20 protein-coding genes are annotated in these 23,671 nt (G+C 62.3%); 13 read left to right on the forward strand and 7 right to left on the reverse strand.

Annotated elements, in window-relative coordinates; genetic code table 11:
* The first annotated feature begins 270 nt into the window (after positions 1 to 270).
* Positions 271 to 3,573 carry an AAA family ATPase gene (locus ABGM93_RS11155; RefSeq protein WP_321499440.1) on the forward strand — a complete coding sequence of 1,101 codons (3,303 nt, stop codon included), beginning with the start codon at positions 271 to 273 and terminating at the stop codon, positions 3,571 to 3,573.
* Positions 3,574 to 3,669: 96 nt separating this feature from the next.
* Here the strand turns inward: ABGM93_RS11155 and ABGM93_RS11160 are convergent, their stop codons facing one another.
* A complete protein-coding gene (locus tag ABGM93_RS11160) occupies positions 3,670 to 4,833 on the reverse strand; it encodes a M14 family metallopeptidase (protein WP_321499443.1) in 1,164 nt (387 codons plus the stop codon).
* 369 nt (positions 4,834 to 5,202) lie between these two features.
* Positions 5,203 to 7,035, reverse strand: a complete 1,833-nt coding sequence (gene mdoH, locus ABGM93_RS11165) for a glucans biosynthesis glucosyltransferase MdoH (protein ID WP_321499445.1) — start codon at positions 7,033 to 7,035, stop codon at positions 5,203 to 5,205.
* 164 nt (positions 7,036 to 7,199) lie between these two features.
* Here mdoH and ABGM93_RS11170 point away from each other — a divergent pair, with 164 nt between their 5' ends.
* The 6 genes from ABGM93_RS11170 to ABGM93_RS11195 all read left to right on the forward strand — a co-directional run bounded on the left by ABGM93_RS11170 (position 7,200) and on the right by ABGM93_RS11195 (position 12,485).
* On the forward strand, positions 7,200 to 8,108 hold the full coding sequence (locus tag ABGM93_RS11170) for a zinc-binding alcohol dehydrogenase (RefSeq protein WP_321499446.1): 909 nt from the start codon (positions 7,200 to 7,202) through the stop codon (positions 8,106 to 8,108).
* Positions 8,109 to 8,225: 117 nt separating this feature from the next.
* Positions 8,226 to 8,645 (forward strand): 6-carboxytetrahydropterin synthase, encoded by a 420-nt coding sequence (locus ABGM93_RS11175; protein ID WP_321499447.1) that lies wholly within the window; start codon positions 8,226 to 8,228, stop codon positions 8,643 to 8,645.
* On the forward strand, positions 8,629 to 9,717 hold the full coding sequence (locus ABGM93_RS11180) for a glycosyltransferase family 4 protein (RefSeq protein ID WP_321499449.1): 1,089 nt from the start codon (positions 8,629 to 8,631) through the stop codon (positions 9,715 to 9,717). The genes ABGM93_RS11175 and ABGM93_RS11180 overlap by 17 nt, the downstream gene beginning before the upstream one ends.
* The gene (locus tag ABGM93_RS11185; RefSeq protein WP_321499451.1) at positions 9,714 to 10,553 is read left to right on the forward strand and encodes a class I SAM-dependent methyltransferase; all 840 of its coding nucleotides are present in this window, start codon (positions 9,714 to 9,716) and stop codon (positions 10,551 to 10,553) included. Before ABGM93_RS11180 ends, ABGM93_RS11185 begins: the two co-directional genes overlap by 4 nt.
* Positions 10,554 to 10,647: 94 nt before the next feature.
* Positions 10,648 to 11,823, forward strand: a complete 1,176-nt coding sequence (ribA, locus tag ABGM93_RS11190; protein ID WP_321499453.1) for a GTP cyclohydrolase II RibA — start codon at positions 10,648 to 10,650, stop codon at positions 11,821 to 11,823.
* A 122-nt stretch (positions 11,824 to 11,945) separates the two neighbouring features.
* Positions 11,946 to 12,485 (forward strand): cytochrome b, encoded by a 540-nt coding sequence (locus tag ABGM93_RS11195; RefSeq protein ID WP_321499455.1) that lies wholly within the window; start codon positions 11,946 to 11,948, stop codon positions 12,483 to 12,485.
* Between the two features lie 33 nt (positions 12,486 to 12,518).
* Here ABGM93_RS11195 and ABGM93_RS11200 read toward each other — a convergent pair whose 3' ends face one another.
* Together ABGM93_RS11200 and ABGM93_RS11205 are read right to left on the reverse strand one after the other, a co-directional pair.
* On the reverse strand, positions 12,519 to 12,848 hold the full coding sequence (locus ABGM93_RS11200) for a hypothetical protein (protein ID WP_321499457.1): 330 nt from the start codon (positions 12,846 to 12,848) through the stop codon (positions 12,519 to 12,521).
* 105 nt (positions 12,849 to 12,953) lie between these two features.
* Entirely contained in the window at positions 12,954 to 13,643 is a 690-nt protein-coding gene (locus tag ABGM93_RS11205) for a GntR family transcriptional regulator (protein ID WP_321499459.1), read from the reverse strand.
* Between the two features lie 364 nt (positions 13,644 to 14,007).
* Here ABGM93_RS11205 and dctP point away from each other — a divergent pair, with 364 nt between their 5' ends.
* From dctP to ABGM93_RS11235, 6 genes are all read left to right on the forward strand, one after another.
* Entirely contained in the window at positions 14,008 to 15,024 is a 1,017-nt protein-coding gene (gene dctP / locus ABGM93_RS11210) for a TRAP transporter substrate-binding protein DctP (protein ID WP_321499462.1), read from the forward strand.
* 166 nt (positions 15,025 to 15,190) lie between these two features.
* A complete protein-coding gene (locus ABGM93_RS11215; RefSeq protein WP_319772727.1) occupies positions 15,191 to 15,694 on the forward strand; it encodes a TRAP transporter small permease subunit in 504 nt (167 codons plus the stop codon).
* Entirely contained in the window at positions 15,691 to 16,998 is a 1,308-nt protein-coding gene (locus tag ABGM93_RS11220) for a TRAP transporter large permease (RefSeq protein WP_321335384.1), read from the forward strand. Before ABGM93_RS11215 ends, ABGM93_RS11220 begins: the two co-directional genes overlap by 4 nt.
* Positions 16,999 to 17,015: 17 nt before the next feature.
* Positions 17,016 to 18,401, forward strand: a complete 1,386-nt coding sequence (locus ABGM93_RS11225) for a malonyl-CoA decarboxylase (protein WP_321499465.1) — start codon at positions 17,016 to 17,018, stop codon at positions 18,399 to 18,401.
* Complete coding sequence (locus ABGM93_RS11230; RefSeq protein WP_321499467.1) at positions 18,398 to 19,939, forward strand: malonyl-CoA synthase; 1,542 nt, start codon at positions 18,398 to 18,400, stop codon at positions 19,937 to 19,939. The genes ABGM93_RS11225 and ABGM93_RS11230 overlap by 4 nt, the downstream gene beginning before the upstream one ends.
* A gap of 133 nt (positions 19,940 to 20,072) precedes the next feature.
* Complete coding sequence (locus ABGM93_RS11235; protein WP_321499469.1) at positions 20,073 to 21,173, forward strand: ATP-dependent RecD-like DNA helicase; 1,101 nt, start codon at positions 20,073 to 20,075, stop codon at positions 21,171 to 21,173.
* 67 nt (positions 21,174 to 21,240) lie between these two features.
* Here the strand turns inward: ABGM93_RS11235 and ABGM93_RS11240 are convergent, their stop codons facing one another.
* The 3 genes from ABGM93_RS11240 to ABGM93_RS11250 all read right to left on the reverse strand — a co-directional run bounded on the left by ABGM93_RS11240 (position 21,241) and on the right by ABGM93_RS11250 (position 23,650).
* Positions 21,241 to 21,678 (reverse strand): EamA family transporter, encoded by a 438-nt coding sequence (locus ABGM93_RS11240; RefSeq protein ID WP_321499471.1) that lies wholly within the window; start codon positions 21,676 to 21,678, stop codon positions 21,241 to 21,243.
* Positions 21,679 to 21,728: 50 nt separating this feature from the next.
* The gene (locus tag ABGM93_RS11245; RefSeq protein ID WP_321499473.1) at positions 21,729 to 21,962 is read right to left on the reverse strand and encodes a BrnA antitoxin family protein; all 234 of its coding nucleotides are present in this window, start codon (positions 21,960 to 21,962) and stop codon (positions 21,729 to 21,731) included.
* Between the two features lie 92 nt (positions 21,963 to 22,054).
* Entirely contained in the window at positions 22,055 to 23,650 is a 1,596-nt protein-coding gene (locus ABGM93_RS11250) for a CHAD domain-containing protein (protein WP_321499476.1), read from the reverse strand.
* Between the last annotated feature and the right edge of the window lie 21 nt (positions 23,651 to 23,671).

Below are 23,671 nucleotides of genomic sequence, written 5' to 3' on the forward strand. Positions count from 1 at the left end.
CGCAGGAGAACGCCTCATATCTTCTGGACAAACGCCACCACGCACTCCACACTCTGATCAATGAAATCCGAAAATGCCCCAGTCATAAGGGCAACGGAACAATAATTCTCTGCGCACACTCCCCCAAACATTCCGAATAAATTCAGATGCGTGAATGAGTGGAAGCTGGTGATTGCTCCAGAGATAATTGTTCCAATGACGGGAAACGGCAATACATCAGAACGCCGACAGGTCAGTGTCGTTTTTTTTGACATCGTCCAATCGACGGCGATGTCTTATTCACTCGACCCGGAAGACTTGTGGGCCGTGATGCACAGATATCGCGAGACCGTACGCAGGACGGTGGGGGCGTTTGGCGGGATCATCTGCCACCACAAGGGCGACGGCATTCTGTGCTGCTTCGGCTATCCCGCCTCCCATGAAGACAATGCCTCTCGCGCGGTGATGGCCGCATTGGGCGTGCTTTCGCAGCTTGAGCGCGAGGGCGGCCCCCATGGTGGCGATGGGGCCCCGCTCCGGCTCAGGATCGGCATCGCCACTGGCGAGGTTGCCATTGTCGACAATCGGGCAGCCGACCCGGACGGACTGGAACTGCTCGGCCCGGCACCAAACCTGGCCGCCCGCCTGCAAACCGAAGCGGAAGAGAATGCCGCGCTGGTCGATGCGGCCACCTATCATCTCACACGGGATGACTTCCGCTTCGCCGCCGGTCGCCAGGCCCAGATGCGCGGTTTTCCTGTGCCGGTGACAGCCTACCGCCCCCTTGCCGCTGAAGATGCGCCCACCCGTTTCGAGCGCGCCCGGACCAAGCCGATGTCGGCTTTTGTTAATCGTCATCATGAACTGGCCGAAATGAACTTCGCCTGGCAGAAGACCTGCGCGCGTGAGGGCCAGTCACTGATCCTGACCGGCGACCCCGGCATTGGGAAATCGCGGCTGATCAGCCATTTCCTGAGGCGACTTGAGGATGTGGGCCAGCGGGTGATCAAGTTTCAGTGCTCCGCGTTGCACACCCGCACTTCCCTTCACCCCTTTGCCGCGGGCCTGCAGGACTTCATCGGTCTTGAGAAGGGAAGCTCGGATGAGTCCAAAGTTCGCCATCTCAGGGCCTTTCTGCAGGATCTTGGCATCCGCGACGGATACTCCGTTCCGCTGCTGGCAAATCTCGTTGACCTTCCAGCGGCCCAGTATCTGCCGCTTCTCAGCACATTGAAGCCGGAAGAGGTCCGCATCCGAACGACGATGCTGGTGATTCACTGCCTGAACGCCCTGACCCTTCGCCATCCGCTCATTCTTGTCGCGGAGGACCTGCATTGGGCCGATCCGACCACCCTGTTGCTTCTAAACGATATCGCGCTCTCGCTCGGCAACAAGCAGATGATGCTGATTGCGACCTGCCGTGCGACCACACCGTGGAACGAGAAGGATCCGCTCCGCGATCTGTATGCGCACGACAATTGCCGGGTTATGGCGCTCGACCGACTGAGCCGCCCGCATTCGGTTGAAGTCGCCAGCGACATCGCCTTGCGCACCGATCCCTCCGGGCTTTCCGCAGACTGGATCATGCGGATCGTGGAACGCTCGGACGGGGTTCCCCTGTTCATCGAGGAACTGACGCGCGCGGTCATGGCCCGCAGCAACAAGGATGCGAGCGGGCACACGCCCCACAATGGCCCGTCCGCTGATATGGGGGCCAGCCAATCGCCTTCGCCCGCCGATGACAACGACATTCCCGCGACCTTGCGCGACAGCCTGACCGCCCGCCTGGACGGCTTGCGCCATCCGCCGCCCGGCGCATTTTCTCCCAAACGCGTTGCACAGATCGGCGCCTGTATCGGACGCGAGTTTCCGCTCGACATGCTTGCGCGTGTGGTTACCGCGGAAATGGCGACAGAACTACGCCCTGCATGCGAAACCGGACCGGAGGTATTGCTTATGGTGCAGCAGGCGCTGGAGAAACTCGCGGACGCAGATCTTGTCCATCGTGTCATCGACCCCTTTGGCAGCGATGCCACCACAGGCAAGGTCTCGATGGGCGACATTTCGAATGGAAACGTGGAGGCGCGCGTCCATCGCGCACGCTCCATGCCGGTCTACCGGTTCAAGCACGCGCTCGTGCAAGACGCGGCATATGCGGGCCTGTGGCGACGTGACAAGCGGCAGATCCACGCGTGGTTGTTCGAAATCCTTCAGGAGGAGCGGGCCGCCGGCACACCGGAGGCCCGCCCGGAGCTTCTCGCCCACCACGCCTGTGCAGCGGGCGACATGGAAGCAGCGGCGCGAAACTGGCTAAAGGCCGGCCTACGTGCGACACGCCGTTCGAGCCTGAAGGAGGCGCGCATCGATTTTGAGGAAGTCCTGCGGCTTGCCGACAAGATTTCCACGCCGGAGACACGCGCAGTCGTTCAGCTGGAGGGCCTTATGGCTCTGGGAGCGGCCCATATGGCGGAAAAGGGCTTCGCCGCACCCGAAGTGGAACGGGTTTTTGACAGGGCAGGCAAGATCGCCCAACGCCTGGGACGCGAACACACGCTTTTCCTGCCCACCCAGCTGGGTCGTCATGTCAATCTCCTGGCGCGCGGGCGACACAAGCAGGCCACCCGGCTGGGGCGCGAATGTGTTTCCCTCGCCCGCCAGCGTGGGAGCGTCCCCTTCGAACTTGAGGCGCTGCGCCATCTGGGCGTCTCCCTATTCTGGCTTGGCCAGCCGGAAGAAGCCTGCGAACACCTTTCCCATATCGTGTCGCTTTACGCCCCCTCCCTCCATGGCGACTTGCCCATCTTCTATGGCAGCGATCCGCGTTCGGGCTCGCTTGCCTTTCTTTCCCTCGCACAAGCAATGCTCGGCCGCACGAGAACAGCACGTGAAACGAGCTGGCTTTCCGTGCGTGTGGCCATGGAAGTCAACCATCCGCACAGCATGGCCTACACGCTCGTGTGCCGGGCGACGCTTCTCGACATTCTGGAGGAGACGGAGGCGCACGAGGCCGCCGAACAGGCCAATACGTTCAGCATGGAGCGTGGCCTGCCGTTCTGGGGATACTGGGCGCAGGTACTGCAAGGCCATGCGTTGATCCGCCATGGCGAGACAAATGCAGGATTGCGGCTGGCGGAAGAGGGCATGGCCGCCTTCTGCGGCACGGGAGCGGGCGCGGTGCACCCCTATTTGCGGTCCATCATAGCCCATGGGCACCATATGCTCGGCGACCTGGAAACAGCCATTGCCCATCAGGAAGAGGCGATGCACCTTGCAAGGGCCAACCATGAAGGCGCATTCGAGAGTGAATTATGGCGCGTCCACGCCCTGATGACGGCCCAAAAGACAGGCTTCGAACAGGAAACTGAGGCCGACCTGATGCGGGCGCTGAAGCGTTGCCGCAAGCGGAGCATGTATCTTTTCGAAGCCCGCACCGCACGTGATCTCGGCACATGGCTCCTCGCGCGGCAGCGCATCCCCGAAGCCCGGCGGATCGTCAGCCAAAGCCTGGAACGCTGCCGGGGAATGGAGGACCGAGCCTCCGTAAGCGCCCTCGAAGAGGTTCTTGCACACATACAAGCAGCATCGGCGGACTGAAGGCTGCGCCTCGCTCGCCCCGACCGGCTTCAGCGCTCTTCCCCCACGTTTCCGAGGAACCGGCCTGAGCGTCAAACGCGCCAGTTGGCACGTCCCTTATTCCGCCACTGCGGCGAAATCGTTCCGACGCAGAGCGAAGAGCTCCTTCAAGTGGTGAATGGCGGCTGGAACCGCCTGATCGACGACGGAGCCGATTTCCTCGGCAGGCAGCAGGAAGCCGACGGGACTATCAGGTTCGGGCGGCAATTCGACCGTGAAACAGTAGGTGCCGTATGTCTCGTAGGCCCAATCTGCAATCTCGCCTCCGATATGTCCCGGGTTCGTTCCGCACGACAAACCGTAGACCCAGGGCCCCGCTTCATTGAGCCGGTCCTTCATATCGGCTGCAAATTGCCGGACAAGCTGCCCGTCCACCCCATGAGTGGACGCGTCGATGCAACTCCACGGGTAGAGGATCATTTGCGAGAAGGCATGATAGGAGAGAATGCCGACAAAGGGCCGCTCGGTCTCGTCGATCATTCTTGAAAACAGATCCGCGATTGCCTGGGTCTCCGGCTCCGAAAAGGGCGCAGCCCCGCGGAACCGGCTGGAGGCCGGCGCGACCGACGCGAGGGACGCATCCCAGCCAACGGCATAATTCCGGCTGAGATCCACACCGATACTGCCGTCGCCGTTCACCTGCCGGTTCTTGCGCCACAATCGATCGCAGGTTCGGGAAAATTCATGACCGTCAGGGTTGAGCATGGGCACGATCCACGTGTCGCCGTTTTCCAGCAACGAGGCAACGAGAGGGTCTGCGCGGCGCTCCACCAATGTGCGGGCGAGATGAAACGGCGCCTCCACCGATATCCATTCCCGCGCATGATGACAGCCTGTGACCAGCGCCGCATTGGCGCCGGGCGTCTGCCCGCCGAGCCTCAGGGCGAAGATCCCGCGCCCCTCGACGCTTTGACCTATTGTCTCAAAGGAACAGATATCGGGTGCGCTGTCCGCCAGGGCACGCATGTCCTCTTTCAGCATGGCATGGGAATGATAGGCGCCGGGCGCGCACACAGAAGCTGCCGGAATGAAATCGTCCACATGATCGCAGAGGACTTCGGCGCGCACCCCTTGCGCCGAAGGCAGGTTCGCGACATCCGTTTCCAGCCGCGCGACGATCCAGTCAGGCCCCGCTTTCCAGACCGTGCTCTCGTCGATCAGCGCGTCGATCTCGGCGCGGGCCGTACCGGGTTCCGCGGCAAATCTCACCAATAGCGTCATCGCCTACTCCCGAGCAGTCATGCGATGCGAAACGGGCGAGATCGGCTTGCCTCCCACGCAAGCCGATCCCGCAATGGCAGGTCACCCCTTGCCCGAACCTCCAAGGTGTCCTGTGGCCTAAAAGGCCCCAGCCGGGTTGGGGGGAAAGACGAACGGTACATGGCGTTCGGGTCACCGTGGCGCCTGTCTCACATTCCCGGTCCGATACCCGGCAAGAACGAACATTCAAGCGAGATCCGGGCGCGCGCTGTGGCAATTGCCACAGCCGGGCCGGATTCGCGCCGTTCCCCCAACCTGCCAGTTTTGACCGTGCATTTTTCCCTATAGAAAAAGAGGCTGGCCTGCTCAGGGCCCGGTTCGTGACAGGATCTACTCCGCAGCCGGTGCCTCGACATAGGCAGCCTCTTGGAAATGCTCCTGAGGCGCCATGGTCGGCAGGGCGGGGAGCCCGAGCCGGAGGAGGTCACCGGGAGGTTCCGTTTCTTCCGGGATACGCCACAGGCCGCTCAGCAAAGCAGCTCTGCCCCAGAAGGGCGCGGCTGTGATACGGGTAAAAGGGATGGCAAGGAGCGGTCCGAGAACAACCGGCAATGCGGGCAGGACGGCCAAGGCCGACATGCTGGCGAACCATACCGCCCCCGCCACACCGAAGAGCGTTTGCGGCCACAGGCGCCGAATTGCACTCGCATAGGGCACGGTGTGAAGCTGGCGGGCCTGGGCGGACCATGTCCCTCCACGTCCCATGGCCAGCTTCGCCAGAAAGACCGTGTGGGCGATCGCCATGACCGGGGCAAGCAGCATGGAAAAGACGATTTCCCCTGCAACGCCCGTGACAATCCGGGCAGCGCCGCCAAAGGCCTGCCGCCGTTCGCGTGTCGCCAGAATATCGAAGACGGTCGCAAATTTCGGAGCAAAGACCATGCTCATGACGCTCACGAAGAGGACCGCACCGAGGGCCGGATCGAACTGGTTCAGGTAATCGTCGTGGAGGAGAAACAGCCCGGCACTCAGCACCATGAAGGCGACCCATGCGGGCGAGCCGACGAACATCAGGATAGCCAATACAAGCTGCATCCGGCTGACAGGGCGCAGGCCCTTCATCGTCAACAGTTTCAGATACTGCATGTTGCCGTGGCACCAGCGCAGGTCGCGACGGATGAACTCGACAAGATCCGGCGGGTTTTGCTCGAAACTGCCCCCTTCGACCGGCAGCACCCGCACCTCGTAACCGGCGCGGCGCATCATCACCGCCTCCACCTGATCGTGGCTGAGGATGGGTCCGGAAAGCGGCCCCCTGCCGCCCAGTTCCGGCAAGTGGCAATGTTCCATGAAGGGCTTCAGCCTCAAGAGGGCGTTATGGCCCCAATAGGGACCGCAATCGCCCTGCCACCACGCCGAGCCCAGCGTGTAGGAGCGCATGCCGAGCCGCATTCCAAACTGAAAAATACGGGCGAAAGCGCTCATGGTCGGCAGGCCAACGACAAGGCTCTGCAGAATACCGACGCGTTCGTGACGCTGCATCAGGCGGACAAGGCGCAAGATGGCGGGCGCTTCCATGAAGCTGTCCGCATCCAGCACCAGTGCGAAGTCATGCCCCCGCCCCCAGCGCTGACAGAAGTCCGCGATATTTCCGGACTTGAAGGCGTGATTATCGGCGCGGCGACGATAGGTTACCGCGATATCGCCGCCCCAGCGCGCCTGCAATGAACAGGCAAGCCGTTCCTCCTGCGCGATGATTTCCGGCCATGAACTGTCGGACAGCAGATAGAGGTGGAAGTGAGCAAGCGCGCCTTCGCGCAGCAGGCCTTCCAGCATGGTTTCGACCGAAAGCGCCACACCGTCGATTTCCTCGTTCCGCAGACAAACGAGGATGGCGGTGGATGTCTCCAATGGACTGTCGGAAGCCTCGTCAGCGAGCATCGGATTGACCGCGGCCAGCGGATCACGGGAAAACCGCATGAGGACGAGACCGATCACTGCATTCCAGAAGCCGATGACCAGCCAGGGCAGGGTGACGAGAAAGAGCCCAAGCATGACGCTTTCCAACGGCTGCACGCCCCCTCTACGCATGGCGGCAAACATCAAGGCGGCAAGACCCAGGAAACTGAAGCCGGTCAACGCGGCAAAGACAAGACGGCGGCGGGTGGCGACCGCAGGGGACGACGCGCCGGATTGACCGCGCGAGGAGAAAACAGCACTCATGTCAGGCTCACTCTGCGTGATAGGCGACAGACTTTTTCTGCGGGACGGATCAAGCGGAAAGGACAGACGGGACAATGAACGTGACAGAAATGAAAGACGGGCCCGTCGAGACCGAAGCGCTTTGGTACCTCCGCCGAGGTTGCGCTGCAATACGCAACGGAAACTTGGGCAATATTAAGCCCGGCCAGGTGCGTGTGCGCGCGCTTTTCAGCGCCATCAGCCGTGGAACGGAAAGCCTGGTCTTCGACGGGGCCGTTCCGGAAGCCGAATGGGGCCGGATGCGCGCACCGATGCAGGAAGGGGACTTCCCCTTCCCCGTCAAATATGGCTACCAGAGCGTTGGTCGCGTTATTGTCGGCCCAGAAGACATGCTCGGGCATTGCGTCTTTGCTCTCCATCCTCACCAGACCTCATTTGATGCCTCCATCGACAGCGTCACGGTGGTTCCAGACGAAATCCCCGCGGCCCGCGCCACGCTTGCCGGCAACATGCAGACAGCCCTAACCGGCCTTTGGGATGCCCGGCCAGCACCCGGCGATCACATTGCCGTGGTCGGAGGCGGAGTTGTGGGGCTTCTGACCGCCTGGCTGTGCGCGAAAATCCCGGCAACATCCGTCATGCTCGTCGATACCAACCCCGAAAGGGAGGAGATTGCGCGCGATTTCGGCCTTTCCTTTGCCGCGCCGTCCAAGGCCCGGGGAAATAACGACCTTGTGATACATGCAAGCGCCAGCGAGGCGGGTCTTGAGACAGCGTTGGCGCTGGCGGGCGAAGAAGCGGCCATCGTGGAAATGAGCTGGTATGGCGACAGAGCGGTGAAACTCGCATTGGGCGGCGCGTTCCACAGCCGTCGTTTGCGGCTTGTTGCCAGTCAGGTCGGGCGTATTCCCGACGACCACAAGGCGCGCTGGGATTTCGCGCGACGCAACGAAACCGCCATGCGCCTGCTCGCCGATCCGCGTCTCGATCGTCTTCTGGAAACGCCGATCCCTTTCAGGGACCTTCCGCAGAGACTTCCCGACATCTTCAAAAAGGACAGTGGCATTCTATGCCAGCTTGTGGAATACGGCTGAGAAACGGTTATGAGATGATGGATGCGGAACAGGCAACGCCTTTGCGTCAGCCGACGGACTTTCATGACCTGTTCTGGAAAATAACTGCCACGTCACGAGATTGAGGAGCCATCCCCTTTGTTTGCCGTCGAAGTTCGCGATCACATCATGATCGCCCATTCTTTCCGCGGGGCCATGTTCGGACCAGCCCAGGCCATGCATGGCGCGACCTTTGTTGTGGATGCAGCCTTCTTCGCCAGGACACTCGATGAAAACGGCGTGGTGATCGACATCGGGCGGGCACATGAGGCGCTCAAATCCATCCTCGCGCCGCTGAACTATCGTAACCTCGATGAAGTGGAGGCATTTCGCGGCCTCAACACCACGACCGAATTTCTGACCCGCCATATTCACGAGAAGCTCTCCGCCATCGCACGGACCGACGGACTGGGCCGCGCGGGCGTCGACCTCGACCGCATTCGCGTCACGTTGTCTGAAAGCCATGTCGCGCGCGCCTGGTATGAGGCCGGGATCTTTGACGATGCCGACGCAGGGTAATCCGCATCGGCATCTCGTCTTCGCCTATCCGGGTGACATCGAGACACCGAGCGGCGGCTATGAGTATGACCGCCGCATCATCGCCGGGTTGACGGCCCTTGGTTGGCGTGTGGAGGCTCTTTCACTGGGACCGGGCTTTCCCTTTCCCGGCGCGCAAAGGCGGGATACCGCGCATGCGCAGCTTGGAGGGCTTCCCAAAGATGTGCCGGTGATCATTGACGGTCTCGCGCTGGGTGCGCTGCCTGAAGCTGGCGAGGTTCTCGGTCCCAGGCGCCCGCTGATCGGGCTCGTCCATCATCCACTGGCGCTTGAGAGCGGGCTCTCGCCCGAGGCCGAGAAGGCCTTGCGCGCAAGCGAGCGCGTTGCGCTGTCCCTCGCGCGCGGTGTGATCGTGCCGAGCCCGGCGACGGCGGAGGTTCTGGCGCAAGACTATGCCATTGCGCCCGAGCGCATCGCCATCGTCGAACCGGGCACGGATCGCGCACCGCAGACACCCCGCAATCGCGCACCCGATGCACCGGTCCGGCTTCTGGCGGTCGGCTCGCTGGTGCCGCGCAAGGGACACGAGATGCTGCTTTCTGCCCTGTCCGGCATGAGCGACCTCGCCTGGCATCTCGACATTGCCGGAAGCCCCGACTTCGATCCCGCCTGCGCGGACGGTGTGCGCGTCATGGCGCAAAGCCCGTCGCTTGCGGGGCGGATCACCTTCCATGGCGCGGTGGACCGCGAAACGCTCGACGGGCTTTACGATGCAGCCGATCTCTTCGTGCTGGCCAGCCGCTATGAAGGATACGGGATGGTCTTCGCGGAAGCCGTCGCGCACGGCTTGCCGATCCTGGCAACAGGCGATGGCGCTGTCTCGCGGACGGTCCCGAAGGAGGCAGGCATGGTTTTCGACCCGCTGGATGAGGCTGGCTTTTCGCAGTCCCTGCGCCGTCTGATAATGCAAGCCCCCTTGCGCGAAAGCCTCGCAGCGGGCGCAAGGGAAGCGGCTGAGCGTCTGCAGGACTGGCCGGATGCGGCGCGCGCATTCGCGGCGGCCATCACCCAATTCAGGGAGACTTCGTCATGAGCGGCTTTTCCGCCGATTGGCTTTCCTTGCGCGAACCGGCGGACACCTGCGCCCGCGCGGACGAAATACGCGATGCCGCAATCTCCGTCCTTTCGGGCAAGACGCATCCGGTGATCGTCGATCTGGCCTCCGGCACCGGTTCCACCTTGCGCGCCCTTTCCCCTCATCTGCCGAAAGGACAGAGCTGGCGGCTCATCGATCACGACCCGGCCCTGCTGAAGCGGGCTGAGGCTCTTTGCGCAAACCTGATTGATGCCGACCATCTTGAATGCCTGGAAGCAGATCTCGCCGGAAACATGGATAGCGTGCTCGACCGTGCGTTTGAGGGAGCAGATCTGGTCACCACCTCCGCCTTTCTCGACCTCGTTTCCAAGCCGTGGGCTGAGGCCTTCCTTGCAAAGCTGCTGGAGTGCGGCCTGCCTTTCTATGCCGCACTCACCTATGACGGGCGCACCAGCTGCACCCCCGTCCACCCGCTCGATCAACAGGTCGTCGACGCCGTCAACCTGCACCAGACGAGCGACAAGGGCTTCGGCCCGGCCCTCGGCCCGCATGCGGCCGAATTCGTTCTGGGCGCCTTGCGTGGAGCGGGTTGTCAGGTCATGGACGCACCTTCGGACTGGACTTGTCGGGAAGAGGACCCCATCTTCCAGAGCGAACTTGTCGATGGATGGGCAAATGCAGCGCGGGAAACCGAAGCTCTTTCGCCGGCAGATCTCGATCGATGGCACAGCTTCCGCAGTCAGGCCATCACTGCGAAAAAATCGCAAATTCTGGTCGGGCACGTTGATCTGTTCGCCATCCCCGTACGTATGACATCACGTCAGCGTGTTTGAGAATTGGCTTTAATGCGCAAGGCCCGCTGCTAGGGTGTACCAACTTGATCAAGCCTTTCCGGGCTCTGCGGAAACGCTGCTCGAAGGTCCAAACGTGACGAAGACGCAAACGATGCTTCAGACCCATGCCGCAGATTCTGCCGCCACTTTCGGCGATCCTTTGATCACCGCCGTCCACAGGGCTGTGGGTGAAATGCAAGGCCTGCGGCCGCTGGCGCTTTCCGGCAAGGACGGCGTGCGTTTCGTGTTGGCCATCGACGACCTCGACGACGCGCAGGTCGCCGCTTTCCTTGACGAATTCTGTCAGGGCACCGCCTTGCTGGCGCTGTCAGGGGTCCGCGCACAGGCCATGGGGCTTGGCGCGAGCGCGGAGACTGGCGCGGTCATGACCCCGGTCAGCCCGAAAGCCCTGGCGCAGAGCGCACATGCCCGCCTGATGGAACTGGCCACGGCCACCGAACCGCGCGATGTGCCCGTCTTCACGCCTGCTGGCGAAACCGCAGCGGCGGCGGTGGAGCTTGCCAAGCTTGCCCTGCGGCTGCCCGCTTGCCTGATTTCCTCTCCCATTGATCAGATCGACGAGAACGACACGGTCCTGACCGTGAAGACGCGAGATGTGGAAGCCTTTCGCGCCCGCCTCGCGGCCACTTACAGTCAGGTCAGTCAGGCTCGTGTTCCCATTGCAGATGGCATAGAAACCCGTTTCGCGATCTTCCGAAACGCCATTGGCGGCATTGCGACGGCCATTCTCGTGGGCGAGCCGGAAACCGCCTATGCGTCGGGCGAAAAGCCGGTGCCGGTTCGGGTTCACTCCTCCTGCGCAACGGGAGACATTTTCGGCTCGCGGCGCTGCGATTGCGGCGAACAGCTCCAGCTTGCGCTGCACCGGTTGCGCGATCTGGGCGGCGGCTGCCTGATCTATCTTGATCAGGAAGGCCGGGGCTTGGGTCTTGCGAACAAGATGCACGCCTACACGCTTCAGGACCGCGGCCTCGACACGGTGGATGCCAACAAGATGCTCGGCTTCCACGATGACGAGCGCGACTATCACGCCGCGGGTTTCATGTTGAAGCGACTGGGGTTCGAGCGCGTCACCCTGCTGACGAACAATCCCACCAAGCTTCATGGCCTGGCGACCGCAGGGATCGAGATCGTTGATCGCATGCCGGTTGTTGCGCCCGCCAATGCGGACAATCTGCGCTATCTGACCACCAAGGCGAAGCGCTCCGGCCATCTGCTGAACGATGCAGGGCTGCTGGAACCGCTTTGAAACGGCGACTGCCCCTGGGACATGCGCGCGCCTGGGGCAGCTGCGGCAAACTCAACTTCCCTAACGACAGCTTACGTGCTTTTCGCTAGCATGTGCCTCTTGTTGCATCAGAGAGGGACGTCATGCGGGACGACGGCATTGCCTACGACGCGGTTGCACGAAGCTTTCACTGGGTCACGGCCGCCCTTGTTCTGACGATGATTGCAGCCGGGTTCGTCATGCTGGACGCACCATCGGGCGCGATCCAGAACTTCCTGTTCGACTATCATCGCTCCTGCGGTGTCGTGTTGTTCGTGATTACGCTCGCCCGGCTGCTGTGGCGTTTCAAGACCCCGCCCGCGCCGATGGAAGAAGACATCCCGTTTCCCCAACGCATGGTCGCCCATGCCGTTCACGGCCTGCTCTATCTGTTGCTCCTCGCCCAGCCCATCATCGGCTGGATCGGAACCGCCGCCTTTGGCGCGAAAATCACCGTTTTCTGGCTGTTCGTGCTGCCGCCCATCGTGGACAAGAACAAGGAGATGGCGGACACCTATCTCGAGATCCATGAAGCCATGGGGCTGGTCATCACCGCTCTGGTGGCCATGCATATCGGCGGGGCGCTCTATCACCACTTCATCCGTCGCGACCGTACGCTCATGCGCATGGTTCGCGGCGCCTGAGGCCTGTCAGCCGATCTTTGGACTAGGGCGCGTTCAGCGCGACCCAGCCCCCGGATTTGAGGGGGCAGGCACGTAGGGTGGCGTCGTCCCGGGAGGCACGGACTGGAGGCGTCGGGTTTCATCTGATTTGCGGCGGATCTCATCCATCCGCCGATCCCGGATCTGGTTCTCGCGCTGACGCAACTGATCCTGCAAGGCTCGGTGGGTCTGGTCGTTCTGGCGTTGAAGCAACTCGAACCCGCTCGGCGCGAGTTGGGAAAGCTCAAATCCCGACGCGCCAAGTTCGACGATCGCCAACGAGGCAAGAACGAACGCGGCCAGAACGGGCATGAAAAGGGCGAAGATCGTACGCATGCCGGCCATATAGGAACTGCCGGGCGCATTTTGAATGGGGCAAGAGCTCGCACGTTCATTCCTGTACCGCCAATGGGTTCGGCGCCATTTCGGATACGCACATGCCGTGTCATGCTAGCCCGCGCTCGTGAACCCTCTTTCCCGCTCCAGCCCCCTTTCCTTCTCCAGACCAGCCACCAGGTCGTTGAATTCCTCGCCCTGGATCAGCAGGTGGCTTTTGACAACGCGTTCGGCTTCCTCAGCGCGCTCTCCCCTGATCGCCTCCACAATGGCGCGATGTTCATCGAGCGAGCGGCGCATGCGTCCGCGTACACGCAGCTGCATGCGGCGATAGGGTTTGAGCCGACGATGAAGCGCCATGGCCTGCTTGCTGAGATAGCCATTGCCACAGGCGCGGTAGATCACGAAATGGAAGCGCTCGTTCTCGTAGTAGTAGTCATCCAGTTCGCCACGGGAACACGCCTTCTCGCAAGCCTCCAGTGCCACCTCCAGATCCGATAGCTGTCTGGCGGAGATGCGGCGAGCGGCCAGCCGCCCGCACATGCCCTCAAGCTCCGCCATGACTTCGAACATCTCGAAAATTTCGACCACGGATGGACGGCGCACAAAAGCTCCACGCCGGGGCTTGAGGTCGACCAGCCCGGACGCAGCCAGATGCTGGAATGCTTCGCGGATCGGGGTCCGCGATACGCTGAAACGGGTCGCCAACCGCAATTCGTCAAGCCGGTCGCCGGGCGCATAGACACCGGTCAGAATGTCCTGTTCAAGCTGATCGCGCAGCTTGTCGGCAATACGCTCACCCATGCCAGGCCCACACGATCCGATCTCCGTCTCCCGACCGCTTACGCACTGCGACCTCCAGCGATCTTGCGGAACTTCGTTTTCCCCGTTGCGCAAATATTGCTGCGCGGAGACCTCTCCGACATATCCTTAAAGCCTCTCATTCCCGCCACCAGTCGCCCCGCGCCACCTCACCGATTCTACGATCCCCATGAAATGGATTTGTCCATACCATGCCCATCCGGCACAATATCAACACATACCCTTACGTGAATATACACTATTCTTGTATACAAGAACCTTGACTCTGTGCGCAGCCCTCCGTCAAGCTGCCCTTCCCTTGGGTTATTCCAGATCGGTGAAGACCGGTTATTTGGGAGGAAAAGACATGTTGACGAGCGTTTTTCGAAAAACCGTGACCGCGGCGACCATTGCGGCCGCGCTTGGAGTTGGGGGCATCTGTGTCGCCTCGGCTGCAGACATCACCCTCAAGGCGTCCCATCAGTGGCCCGGAGGCAAGGGTGACGTTCGCGACGAGATGGTCCAGATCCTCGCACGCGAGGTGGAGAAGGCCGATGTCGGGCTCAAGATACAGGTGTATCCGGGCCGTTCGCTGTTCAAGCCGAAGGAACAGTGGGGCGCGATGGTCAAGGGCCAGCTCGATATCTCCGCCTTCCCGCTCGATTACGCCTCAGGGCGCCATCCGGAATTCTCCTCAACCCTGATGCCGGGCCTGGTGCGCAACCATGATCGCGCGCAGCGGCTGAACAATTCCGACTTCATGAAAAGCATCAAGAAGACCATTAACGACGCCGGTGTCGTGGTGCTGGCCGACGCCTGGCTGGCGGGCGCCTTTGCCTCCAAGAAGCAGTGCATTACCTCGCCCGAGAGCATCAAGGGTCAGGTCACCCGCGCCGCCGGTCCGGCCTTCGAGCAGATGCTGGTGGGTGCGGGCGCATCCATCGCCTCCATGCCATCGTCGGAGATCTATACCGGCCTTCAGACAGGCGTTCTCGATGCGGCCAACACCTCGTCCGGCTCCTTCGTTTCATATCGCATTTATGAGCAGGTGACGTGCCTGACGAAGCCGGGCGCGAATGCCCTGTGGTTCATGTATGAGCCGATCCTGATGTCCAAGCGGTCATGGGACAAGCTCAACGACGCGCAGCGCGACGCGCTGATGGCGGCCAGCAAGGTCGCCCAGGACTATTTCGTCGGCGAAGCCAAAGGCCTCGACGACAAACTGGTCAAGGCATTTGCGGACGCGGGCGTTGAGATCGCAGAAATGAGCGCCGATGACTATGCGGCATGGCTGGAGATCGCCAAGAAGACCTCCTACGCGAATTTCGCGGAGAAGGTGCCGGGCGGACAGGCCCTGATCGACGCTGCTCTGGCTGTCCAATAGGTCTCGGATCGTACGAAACCTGAATGGCCGCTCGCGGCTCACCGGCAAAGGACGGCCCTGCGCAATTCTGCAGGGCCGTCGGCCGGTTACCGGATCGACCCCGTGCTCATGCCCCGGCCCCGCGACATTGCACGGCGCGCCGCGCCGCGGCCCGAAGGACACTTGCATGAAAGCCTATATCTCCTTTGTCTCGGCGATCTCGCGCGCCTGCGGCGTCATTGCGATCCTTCTGGTCGCAGCCGCCGCGCTGGTCGTGTGCCACATGGTCTTCATCCGTTATTTCATGAACGGTTCCACCGTCTGGCAAACCGAATTCGTCGTCTATTCACTGGTGGCCGCCACCTTCCTCGGCTCGCCCTTCGTGTTGCTGGAGCGCGGCCACGTCAATGTGGACCTGTTGCCCAACATGATGCCGGAACCAGCCCGCTCGATCATGAACGGGGTGGCCGGGCTCTTCGGCCTCGCCTTTGCCGCTTTGCTGGCCTGGTCGGGGTGGATCTATTTTGAGGAAGCCTGGACCTATGGCTGGACGACCGACACGGTCTGGGCCCCGCCGCTGTGGATCCCGCTCCTGCCGCTGCCGCTCGGCATCGGCATCATGTGCCTTCAATACATCGCCGAAATTCTCCGCCCCTTCGCTGACGGCAACCCGGGAGCCGCCACGCTATGACGCCGCTTGTCATCGGATTGATCGTCCTTGCCGCGCTGTTGGCGCTTCTCGCCATTGGCACACCCATCGCTTTCGCGCTCGGGTTCGTTTCCATCGCCGCGCTGATGATTGTGGAGGGAACAGGCACCCTCTCCATCCTCGGCGAGACCTTTTTCGGTGGGCTCGCCTCCTTCGGGCTCGTCTCCATCCCGATGTTCATCCTGATGGGCGCGGCGGTCGCCTCCTCGCCAGCGGGCAAGGATCTCTATCTCGCGCTCGATCGCTGGTTGAACCGGGTGCCCGGCGGGCTGGTGCTATCCAATCTCGGAGCCTGCTCCATCTTTGCAGCCCTCTCCGGTTCCTCGCCCGCAACCTGCGCCGCCATCGGCAAGATGGGCATTCCGGAGATGACCCAGCGCGGCTATCCGAAGGAAATCGCGGCCGGGTCGATTGCGGCGGGCGGCACGCTCGGCATCCTCATCCCGCCCTCGGTCACCATGATCGTCTACGGCATCGCCACGGAGACCTCCATCGGGCGGCTGTTCCTTGCGGGCATCATTCCCGGCTTCATGCTCACCATGCTCTTCATGGCATGGTCGCTTTATGCCTGCAGTCGGCGCGGGATCGGGCTCTCGGCAGTCACCGAACGCTTCACCATGCGCCAGCGCTTCGAGGTATTGCCCAAGGTCCTGCCATTCCTTGCCATCATCGTCGGCATTCTGTGGGTGCTTTACGGCGGCGTCGCAACGCCGTCGGAGGCCGCAGGCGTCGGCGCGGTCTTCTGCATTATTCTGGTCATGGTCATCTACCGGCTGTGGAAGGCCGCACCGCTCTGGAAAGTGCTGCGCGACACGCTGAAGGAAAGCGTCATGATCATGATGATCATCGGCGCCTCGGAGCTCTTCTCCTTCGCGCTGTCCTCGCTCTTCATCACCCAGTCGATTGCCGCATGGATCGCCGATCTTGAGGTAAACCGCTGGGTTTTGATGGGCGTGATCAACCTGTTCCTGCTGTTTGCGGGCTTCTTCCTGCCGCCGGTCGCCGTCATCCTGATGACCGCGCCGATCCTGCTGCCGATCATCACGCAGGCGGGCTTCGATCCTTACTGGTTCGCCGTCGTGCTCACCATCAACATGGAGATCGGCCTAATCACGCCGCCGGTGGGGCTGAACCTCTATGTCATCAACGGCATCGCGCCGGATATCTCGCTCGGACAGGTTCTTCGCGGGTCTCTGCCCTATGTGTTGTGCATGGTGCTGGGCATTGTCCTGCTGTGCATCTTCCCTCAGATCGCCACGTGGCTGCCCGGCTTCATGATGGGATAGACGGATAGGAAACCTCCATGAGCAACGAACAGCCTAGCGAAACCGGACGCATGACCATGCTTCAGGACATGCTGTCGGCCCTTGTCAGCCGCGGCGCGCGGTTGATGGAGGGACGCGGCGGGGCTCAGAGCCCTCAGGACCTTCACACGCTGTGCGAGGCGCTGCTGTCGTCGCGCGGCGAAGCTTCGGGCGTGGCGCTGGCAAGCGAGATCCTGCGCGGCTTCGACACGTTGGATATCGAGGCCCGCAAGGAGTTCCTGACCGGTCTGGCCGAGCCCTATGACCCGGATGCAGCCCGCGTGGAAAAAGCCGCGGCAAGCTATCGCGAAAACGGCACCAACGAGGCGCTGGCGGAACTGATCGCAGCCAGCGAACCGCCACGTCAGGAGCTTTTGCGCCGGTTGAACCTCGCCCCGGGTGGCACCGCCGCGCTCGTCCATATGCGCGAGACACTTCTGACGCTCCTGCCCGACAATCCAGCGCTTGAGCGCGTGGACGCGGATTTCGGGCGCCTCTTTGCCTCCTGGTTCAACCGGGGCTTTCTCGTGCTACGCCATATCGACTGGCAGACCCCCGCGCATATTCTGGAGAAGATCATCGAATATGAGGCGGTCCACGCCATCGACAACTGGGATGAGTTGCGCCGCCGGGTGCAGCCTGCAGACCGGCGCTGTTTCGCCTTTTTCCACCCTTCCATGCCGGATGAACCGCTGATCTTCGTGGAGGTGGCGCTGTCGCGCGAGATCCCCTCCTCCATCCAGACACTTCTGTCGGAGGACCGGGAAATCCTGAGCCCGGACAAGGCAACGACCGCCACCTTCTATTCCATCTCCAACTGCCAGACAGGCCTGCGCGGGGTTTCCTTCGGCAATTTCCTGATCAAGCAGGTGGCGGAGGATCTGGCACATGAGATCCCGTCTCTTAAAACCTTCGTCACGCTGTCGCCAGTGCCGGGTCTGATGCGCTGGATGCGCCAGCAGGCGGAAACGGACGCGAACGGCCGGGCAGCGCAGGCGCTTGCGGCCATGGCAGCGCCCGCCTGGCATCTCGACGCGGACACCGCAGGCAAGCTCGAACCGCTGATCAAGGGCCTGACGGCGGACTATTTCCTGTCCGCCAAGCGCTCTGACGGCCAGCCGCTCGATCCGGTGGCGCGCTTCCATCTGGGCAATGGCGCAATGCTGAGACAGATCGACTGGCTGGGAGACACCTCACCCAAGGGCCTCACCCAGTCCGCCGGCGTGATGGTCAACTATCTCTACGACCTCTCAGAGGTGGAAACGAACCACGAGGCCTATGCGGCCCGGCGCGAGGTTACGGCGGCGCGCGCTGTGCGCTCGCTCGCCTCCGCCAGTGACAAGAAAGCCCGCAAGGCAGAAAACGGCAAGAAGGACACAGCATGACAACAGGTTCCTCCAACGTGCTCTACGATGCCCTTCTGGGCGGTGCGCGCGATGCGCAAAAGACCCTGATTGCGCGGCCCGGAGGCGCCAGCATCAGCTATGGCGACATGGTCGCGCTGACGGGACGGCTCGCCAATGCGCTGGTCGATCTCGGCGTGAAGCCGGGGGACCGGGTGGCGGTGCAGGTGCAAAAATCCGCCGAGGCGCTCGCGTTCTATCTGGCGACCGTGCGCGCTGGCGGCGTCTTCCTGCCGCTCAACACCGCCTATACGGCCTCGGAGGTTTCCTATTTCGTGAGCGACGCGGAGCCTGCGCTGGTGGTGTGCAGCGGGGCGGCTCTGGATGCGGTGAGCGTGATTGCAGGCAAGAACGGGGCGCGATGCGAGACGCTGGAAGGCGACGGCACCGGCAGCCTCATGGATCGCGCCGCAAGTCAGCCCGATACGTTCGAAACGGTTGCGCGCGGCAACGAGGATCTCGCCGCGATCCTCTATACGTCGGGCACGACAGGCCGCTCCAAGGGGGCGATGCTGAGCCACATGAACCTGCTCGACAACGCGCGTGTACTGGTCGAGACATGGCGTTTCACCGAGGAAGATGTGCTGCTCCATGCTCTGCCGATCTTCCACACGCACGGGCTGTTCGTTGCCTCCAACACGGTGATGCTGTCGGGCGGCACGATGATCTTCCTGCCGAAATTCGATGCCGATGCCATCATCTCGCTGTTGCCGCAGGCGACAACGATGATGGGAGTGCCGACCTTCTACACCCGGCTTCTGGCGCGCAACGATTTCACCCGCGATCTCGTTTCCCACATGCGCCTTTTCACCTCCGGCAGCGCCCCGCTTCTGGCGGAAACGCATGTGGAGTTCGAAGCCCGCACCGGCCATCGTATCCTTGAGCGCTACGGCATGACGGAAACCAACATGAGCACCTCCAACCCGTATGACGGCGAGCGCCGGGCGGGCACGGTAGGCTTTCCGCTTCCCGGCGTTTCCCTGCGTATCGCCAACCCGGAAACGGGCGAGGATATCGGACCGGGCAAGATCGGCATGATCGAGGTGACAGGCCCGAATGTCTTTTCCGGCTATTGGCGGATGCCGGAAAAGACCGCGTCGGAATTCCGCTCCGACGGTTTTTTCATCACCGGGGATCTCGGCCAGATCGATGAGGATGGGTATGTCCATATTGTCGGGCGGCAAAAGGACCTGATCATTTCCGGCGGTTTCAATATTTACCCCAAGGAAATCGAGCTGGTGATCGATGAGCTTGAGGGTGTGAACGAGTCCGCCGTCATCGGCGTGCCGCATCCCGATTTCGGCGAGGGCGTTGTCGCGGTCGTCGTGCCGCTTGAGGGCGCCAACCTCACCGAAGAAGGCGTGAAGGCCGCCATTGCCGACAAGCTTGCCCGGTTCAAGCAGCCCAAGCGGGTGTTTTTCGCCGACGCGCTGCCGCGCAATACCATGGGCAAGGTGCAGAAGAACCTGCTGCGCGACGATCACGGCATGGAATTCGCCGAGAAGATCATGCTGGACTAGATACCGGAAACCGGGGCGGAAGCGGCTCCGCGCCTGCCCTTCCGCCTCTTTTCGCATCCGCCCTTTCCGGATGCCCCTTTCCCGGTGTACCAACCTTGGGCCCACATCACGACCCAAGGATTCGCACAGACACATGGATTGGTCGCCCCAGCAGGAAGAGGCTTTGAGCGCGGTCTCCGCATGGCTTAAAGCCCGCCCGAGCCAGGTCTTCCGCCTGTTCGGCTTTGCCGGAACGGGCAAGACCACGCTTGCACGCCATCTGGCGGAAGGGGTGGAGGGCGATGTCGCCTTCGGCGCCTTCACCGGCAAGGCCGCGCATGTGCTGCGCACCAAGGGCTGTACGGATGCCTCCACAATCCATTCCATGATCTATCGCCCTCGCGGTGGCGACGACGAGGAGGGCGAAGGCCCCTCCTTCACCATCAACCGCGACAGCTCGGCGGCCCGCGCCTCGCTCATCGTGATCGATGAGTGCTCCATGGTGGACGAGGAACTGGGACGCGATCTTCTGTCCTTCGGCACCCCCGTTCTCGTGTTGGGCGATCCCGCCCAGTTGCCGCCGGTCAAGGGCGGCGGCTTCTTCACGGAAGCCGAGCCCGACGTGATGCTGTCGGAGGTTCACCGGCAGGCCGCCGACAATCCGATCATCCGCCTGTCCATGGATATCCGCGAGGGCAAACAGCTCGACTACGGCACCTATGGCGAAAGCCGGGTGATCCATCGCCGCGAGATCGACGCCGACGCCATTCTGGCCGCCGATCAGGTGCTGGTCGGGCGCAACAAGACCCGCCGCCTCTATAATGACCGCATCCGCGAATTGATGGGCTACACGTCGAAAATGCCGGAGGTGGGCGAAAAGCTGGTCTGCCTGCGCAACGACAAGGCCAAGGGGTTGCTGAACGGCGGACTATGGACGGTGAAGGCTGCCCATGCCCCCAAGCGCGGCAAGCTGCAATATGACGTCACGCCGGAGGAAACCCGCCGCAAGCGCACGGTCCGGGTGTCCATCGTGCCGGAGCTTTTCTCCGACGGGGCGGATGACCTGCCCTATGCGCTCAGGCGGCGTTCCGACGAATTTGCCTATGGCTACGCCATGACCGTCCACAAGGCGCAAGGCTCGCAGTGGGACGATATCGTGCTTTTCGATGAAAGCTGGGCCTTTCGCGAGCACAGCACCCGCTGGCTCTACACCGCCGTGACCCGGGCGGCGGAAACGATTTCCATCGTCAAATAGGCGGTCTTGCTCTGGTTCCTGAGCGAATTCTTGTCGCTCAGGCGAAGTCGCCTGAGCGGAACGCGCTCTAGCCTCGATAGGCGACCAGCACCGCGCCCGTGCCGATCAGCACGATGCCGAGCCAGTTGGGCATGGAAAGCCGCTCGCCCAGAAAGACCACGCCGAAAACAGCGACCAGCACCACGGAGAGCTTGTCGATCGGCGCGACGCGGGCCGCATCGCCCAGTTTCAGCGCGCGGAAATAGCAAAGCCAGGAAGCCCCCGTCGCCATGCCCGAGAGGATCAGGAACAGGTAGCTCCTGCCCGAAATCGAGCCCAGAGACTGGAATTGCCCGGTGACGGCGACAATGCCTGCCAGCACGAGGAGGATCACCACCGTGCGGATGAGGGTGGCGAAATCGGAACCGACATTCTCCACGCCGACCTTCGCGAAGATCGCGGTGAGAGCTGCAAAGACCGCCGCCAGCAGTGCCCAGAGCTGCCATGACAGGAACAGACCCTTCATGCGGTTTCCCCCATCTGAGAATGCCCGGCCAACCATGGAAGGTTACGGGCCTAGTCGAGCCCTGCCGCCGTCCTGAGCGCGGCGTTGATGCGGTCCTGCCAGCCGGGGCCGTCTTCCTGGAAATGGGCAATCACATCATTGTCGATGCGGATGGTGACGCTTTCCTTGCCCACCGGAATGGCGTTGCGCTTCACTTCAGGCGTTTGCGGTGCGGGCTTTGCCGTCACCTTCTTGAACATGGCTTCGGCCCTGTCGACCGCAGACGTGTGACGACGGAAAGTCATGGAAATTCCTTTTTCGAAAAAGGGGAGTGTTCGCGCACTATGACACAGTGCGCGCAAAACGTGTGAGGAATTGCAGGCTGTCTTTCAGACGCTCATTTCCGCGACGACCGCTTGCCCCTGTTCCACCACGTCTCGACATCGGCCAGCGCCTGCCAGCGCGCCTGCGCATGGCTCCAGGCGTTTTCAGCATTGGCGAGGTGCCAGCCCATGACAAAACCTGCCGCTTTCAACGCATCGTCGCGATCAGAGCGGGTGCCGGGGTCCATCTCCACCAGCTTTTCCGCCATGGCGACATCATTCAGGTAACCGAAAATCTCCTGAAGCGCCCGCAGTTCGCGGACGAAGGCCTTCATTTTGTAGGGCTTGCCGAGACCGCTGAAGAATTCCGCCGTGTAGCGAAGCGTCTTCAGCTTCTTGCGAAGCGCATGGCGTTCCTCCGCCCCCATGGTATCCAGATTGCGCGCCGCTTTCGCGCAAACCTTCCAGCGCCTTGCAAGCGCACGGGCTGCAAACTCGGTCACCGGACGGGCAAGCCGCCTGGTCTGGCGCGTATCTTCCGACAACCAACCCCGGGTTTCCGCGTAGCGCCCCAGATCAAGCAGGAAGGCATTGATCGCGGGCTTTGAAAGCCCGGACACCACCTCCGCCCTGATCTTGACGCGACGCGCCTCAAGTGTGGCGATGAGCGGCTGCATGTCGACCGGCACACCGTTTGCCGTGGAGCCGGTTTCGGCTTCCACAACAGGGGAAACGATGTCGGCCAACACCACGTCGGCATCGCGAAGCGCGCCCACCAGGAGCCCCATCTCGCGCGCCTCTCTGTCGAGACGCCGGGTCAGCTCGTTGTCAGCAACGGGGCGGAAGATCTTGAAGGCGGAGCGCAGGCGGCGCAACGCAACGCGCAATTGGTGCGGGCCTTCCGGATCGTCGCCCGCGAGGGTCGCCAGCCGGTTGTGGGAAATGGAATCGAGACAGGCGCGCAGGATTTCCCCGAAAGCCTCCTCGGTTGTCATCTTCGCATGGAGCGACAGTGCGAGCTTCTTTTTCGGCGCTGGGTCTTCCGGCGCAACACCGTGCGCAAGCCTGAACCCACGCGCCGCCTTGCTCATTGAGGACAGACGCAAGGGCCCGTCATCGAAGATCAGTCTGGCAGCGTCGTAGAGCGCGCCCAGAGAACCATCCGTCAATTCCAGTTCCGCTTCCATCAAAGGCTGGACCGCTTCGCCGGCAACGATCTCGCCCTGATCGAGCGCGCATTCGATCTTACCTTCTTCCACCTTCAACATGCGGATGGTGCGACGCATGCGGGTTTCAAAGCGCCTGAGCAGAGAACTTTTACCGACCAGCTTTCGGATGGTCTCGGCCAAAGCCGGATCCTCGATGAGATCAAGGCGAGGTTCTGGGCCGGAAACCGGCACTTCCAGTTCCATCGGCGTGGAGAGGCCACCGCGCATCCCCCTGCCCTGCTTGACGGTCTGGATCCAGGATTTTCCGACCTTGCGCACTCTCAGAGCGATCCCCGCGGAGGAGAGAACGTCATCTGCGGTATCGAAATAGATGGACAGGAGGTTCTTCGTCTGGGCGCGTCCGACGGTCAGCGCCTTAAGAGCGGGGTGGGCGCTCAGCCTTTCGAACTCAGCCGGCTGCAGCTCGAACTTCAGTTCGGCTTCCTGCTTTGACGTTGACATGAAAGGCTCCCTCTCCCGGCA

Source organism: Breoghania sp., assembly GCF_963674635.1.
Taxonomy (GTDB): domain Bacteria; phylum Pseudomonadota; class Alphaproteobacteria; order Rhizobiales; family Stappiaceae; genus Breoghania.

What these genes read in the sequence shown, in the direction of transcription:
- ABGM93_RS11225 (WP_321499465.1), top strand. Translation starts at nt 17,016, where the DNA reads ATGAGCAACGAACAGCCTAGCGAAACCGGACGCATGACCATGCTTCAG.
- ABGM93_RS11205 (WP_321499459.1), bottom strand. Translation starts at nt 13,643, where the DNA reads ATGGGTGAGCGTATTGCCGACAAGCTGCGCGATCAGCTTGAACAGGAC.
- ABGM93_RS11155 (WP_321499440.1), top strand. Translation starts at nt 271, where the DNA reads ATGTCTTATTCACTCGACCCGGAAGACTTGTGGGCCGTGATGCACAGA.
- ABGM93_RS11245 (WP_321499473.1), bottom strand. Translation starts at nt 21,962, where the DNA reads ATGACTTTCCGTCGTCACACGTCTGCGGTCGACAGGGCCGAAGCCATG.
- ABGM93_RS11200 (WP_321499457.1), bottom strand. Translation starts at nt 12,848, where the DNA reads ATGGCCGGCATGCGTACGATCTTCGCCCTTTTCATGCCCGTTCTGGCC.
- mdoH (WP_321499445.1), bottom strand. Translation starts at nt 7,035, where the DNA reads ATGAGTGCTGTTTTCTCCTCGCGCGGTCAATCCGGCGCGTCGTCCCCT.
- ABGM93_RS11195 (WP_321499455.1), top strand. Translation starts at nt 11,946, where the DNA reads ATGCGGGACGACGGCATTGCCTACGACGCGGTTGCACGAAGCTTTCAC.
- ABGM93_RS11235 (WP_321499469.1), top strand. Translation starts at nt 20,073, where the DNA reads ATGGATTGGTCGCCCCAGCAGGAAGAGGCTTTGAGCGCGGTCTCCGCA.
- ABGM93_RS11185 (WP_321499451.1), top strand. Translation starts at nt 9,714, where the DNA reads ATGAGCGGCTTTTCCGCCGATTGGCTTTCCTTGCGCGAACCGGCGGAC.
- ABGM93_RS11220 (WP_321335384.1), top strand. Translation starts at nt 15,691, where the DNA reads ATGACGCCGCTTGTCATCGGATTGATCGTCCTTGCCGCGCTGTTGGCG.
- ABGM93_RS11160 (WP_321499443.1), bottom strand. Translation starts at nt 4,833, where the DNA reads ATGACGCTATTGGTGAGATTTGCCGCGGAACCCGGTACGGCCCGCGCC.
- ABGM93_RS11180 (WP_321499449.1), top strand. Translation starts at nt 8,629, where the DNA reads ATGCCGACGCAGGGTAATCCGCATCGGCATCTCGTCTTCGCCTATCCG.
- ABGM93_RS11215 (WP_319772727.1), top strand. Translation starts at nt 15,191, where the DNA reads ATGAAAGCCTATATCTCCTTTGTCTCGGCGATCTCGCGCGCCTGCGGC.
- ABGM93_RS11240 (WP_321499471.1), bottom strand. Translation starts at nt 21,678, where the DNA reads ATGAAGGGTCTGTTCCTGTCATGGCAGCTCTGGGCACTGCTGGCGGCG.
- ABGM93_RS11230 (WP_321499467.1), top strand. Translation starts at nt 18,398, where the DNA reads ATGACAACAGGTTCCTCCAACGTGCTCTACGATGCCCTTCTGGGCGGT.
- dctP (WP_321499462.1), top strand. Translation starts at nt 14,008, where the DNA reads ATGTTGACGAGCGTTTTTCGAAAAACCGTGACCGCGGCGACCATTGCG.
- ABGM93_RS11250 (WP_321499476.1), bottom strand. Translation starts at nt 23,650, where the DNA reads ATGTCAACGTCAAAGCAGGAAGCCGAACTGAAGTTCGAGCTGCAGCCG.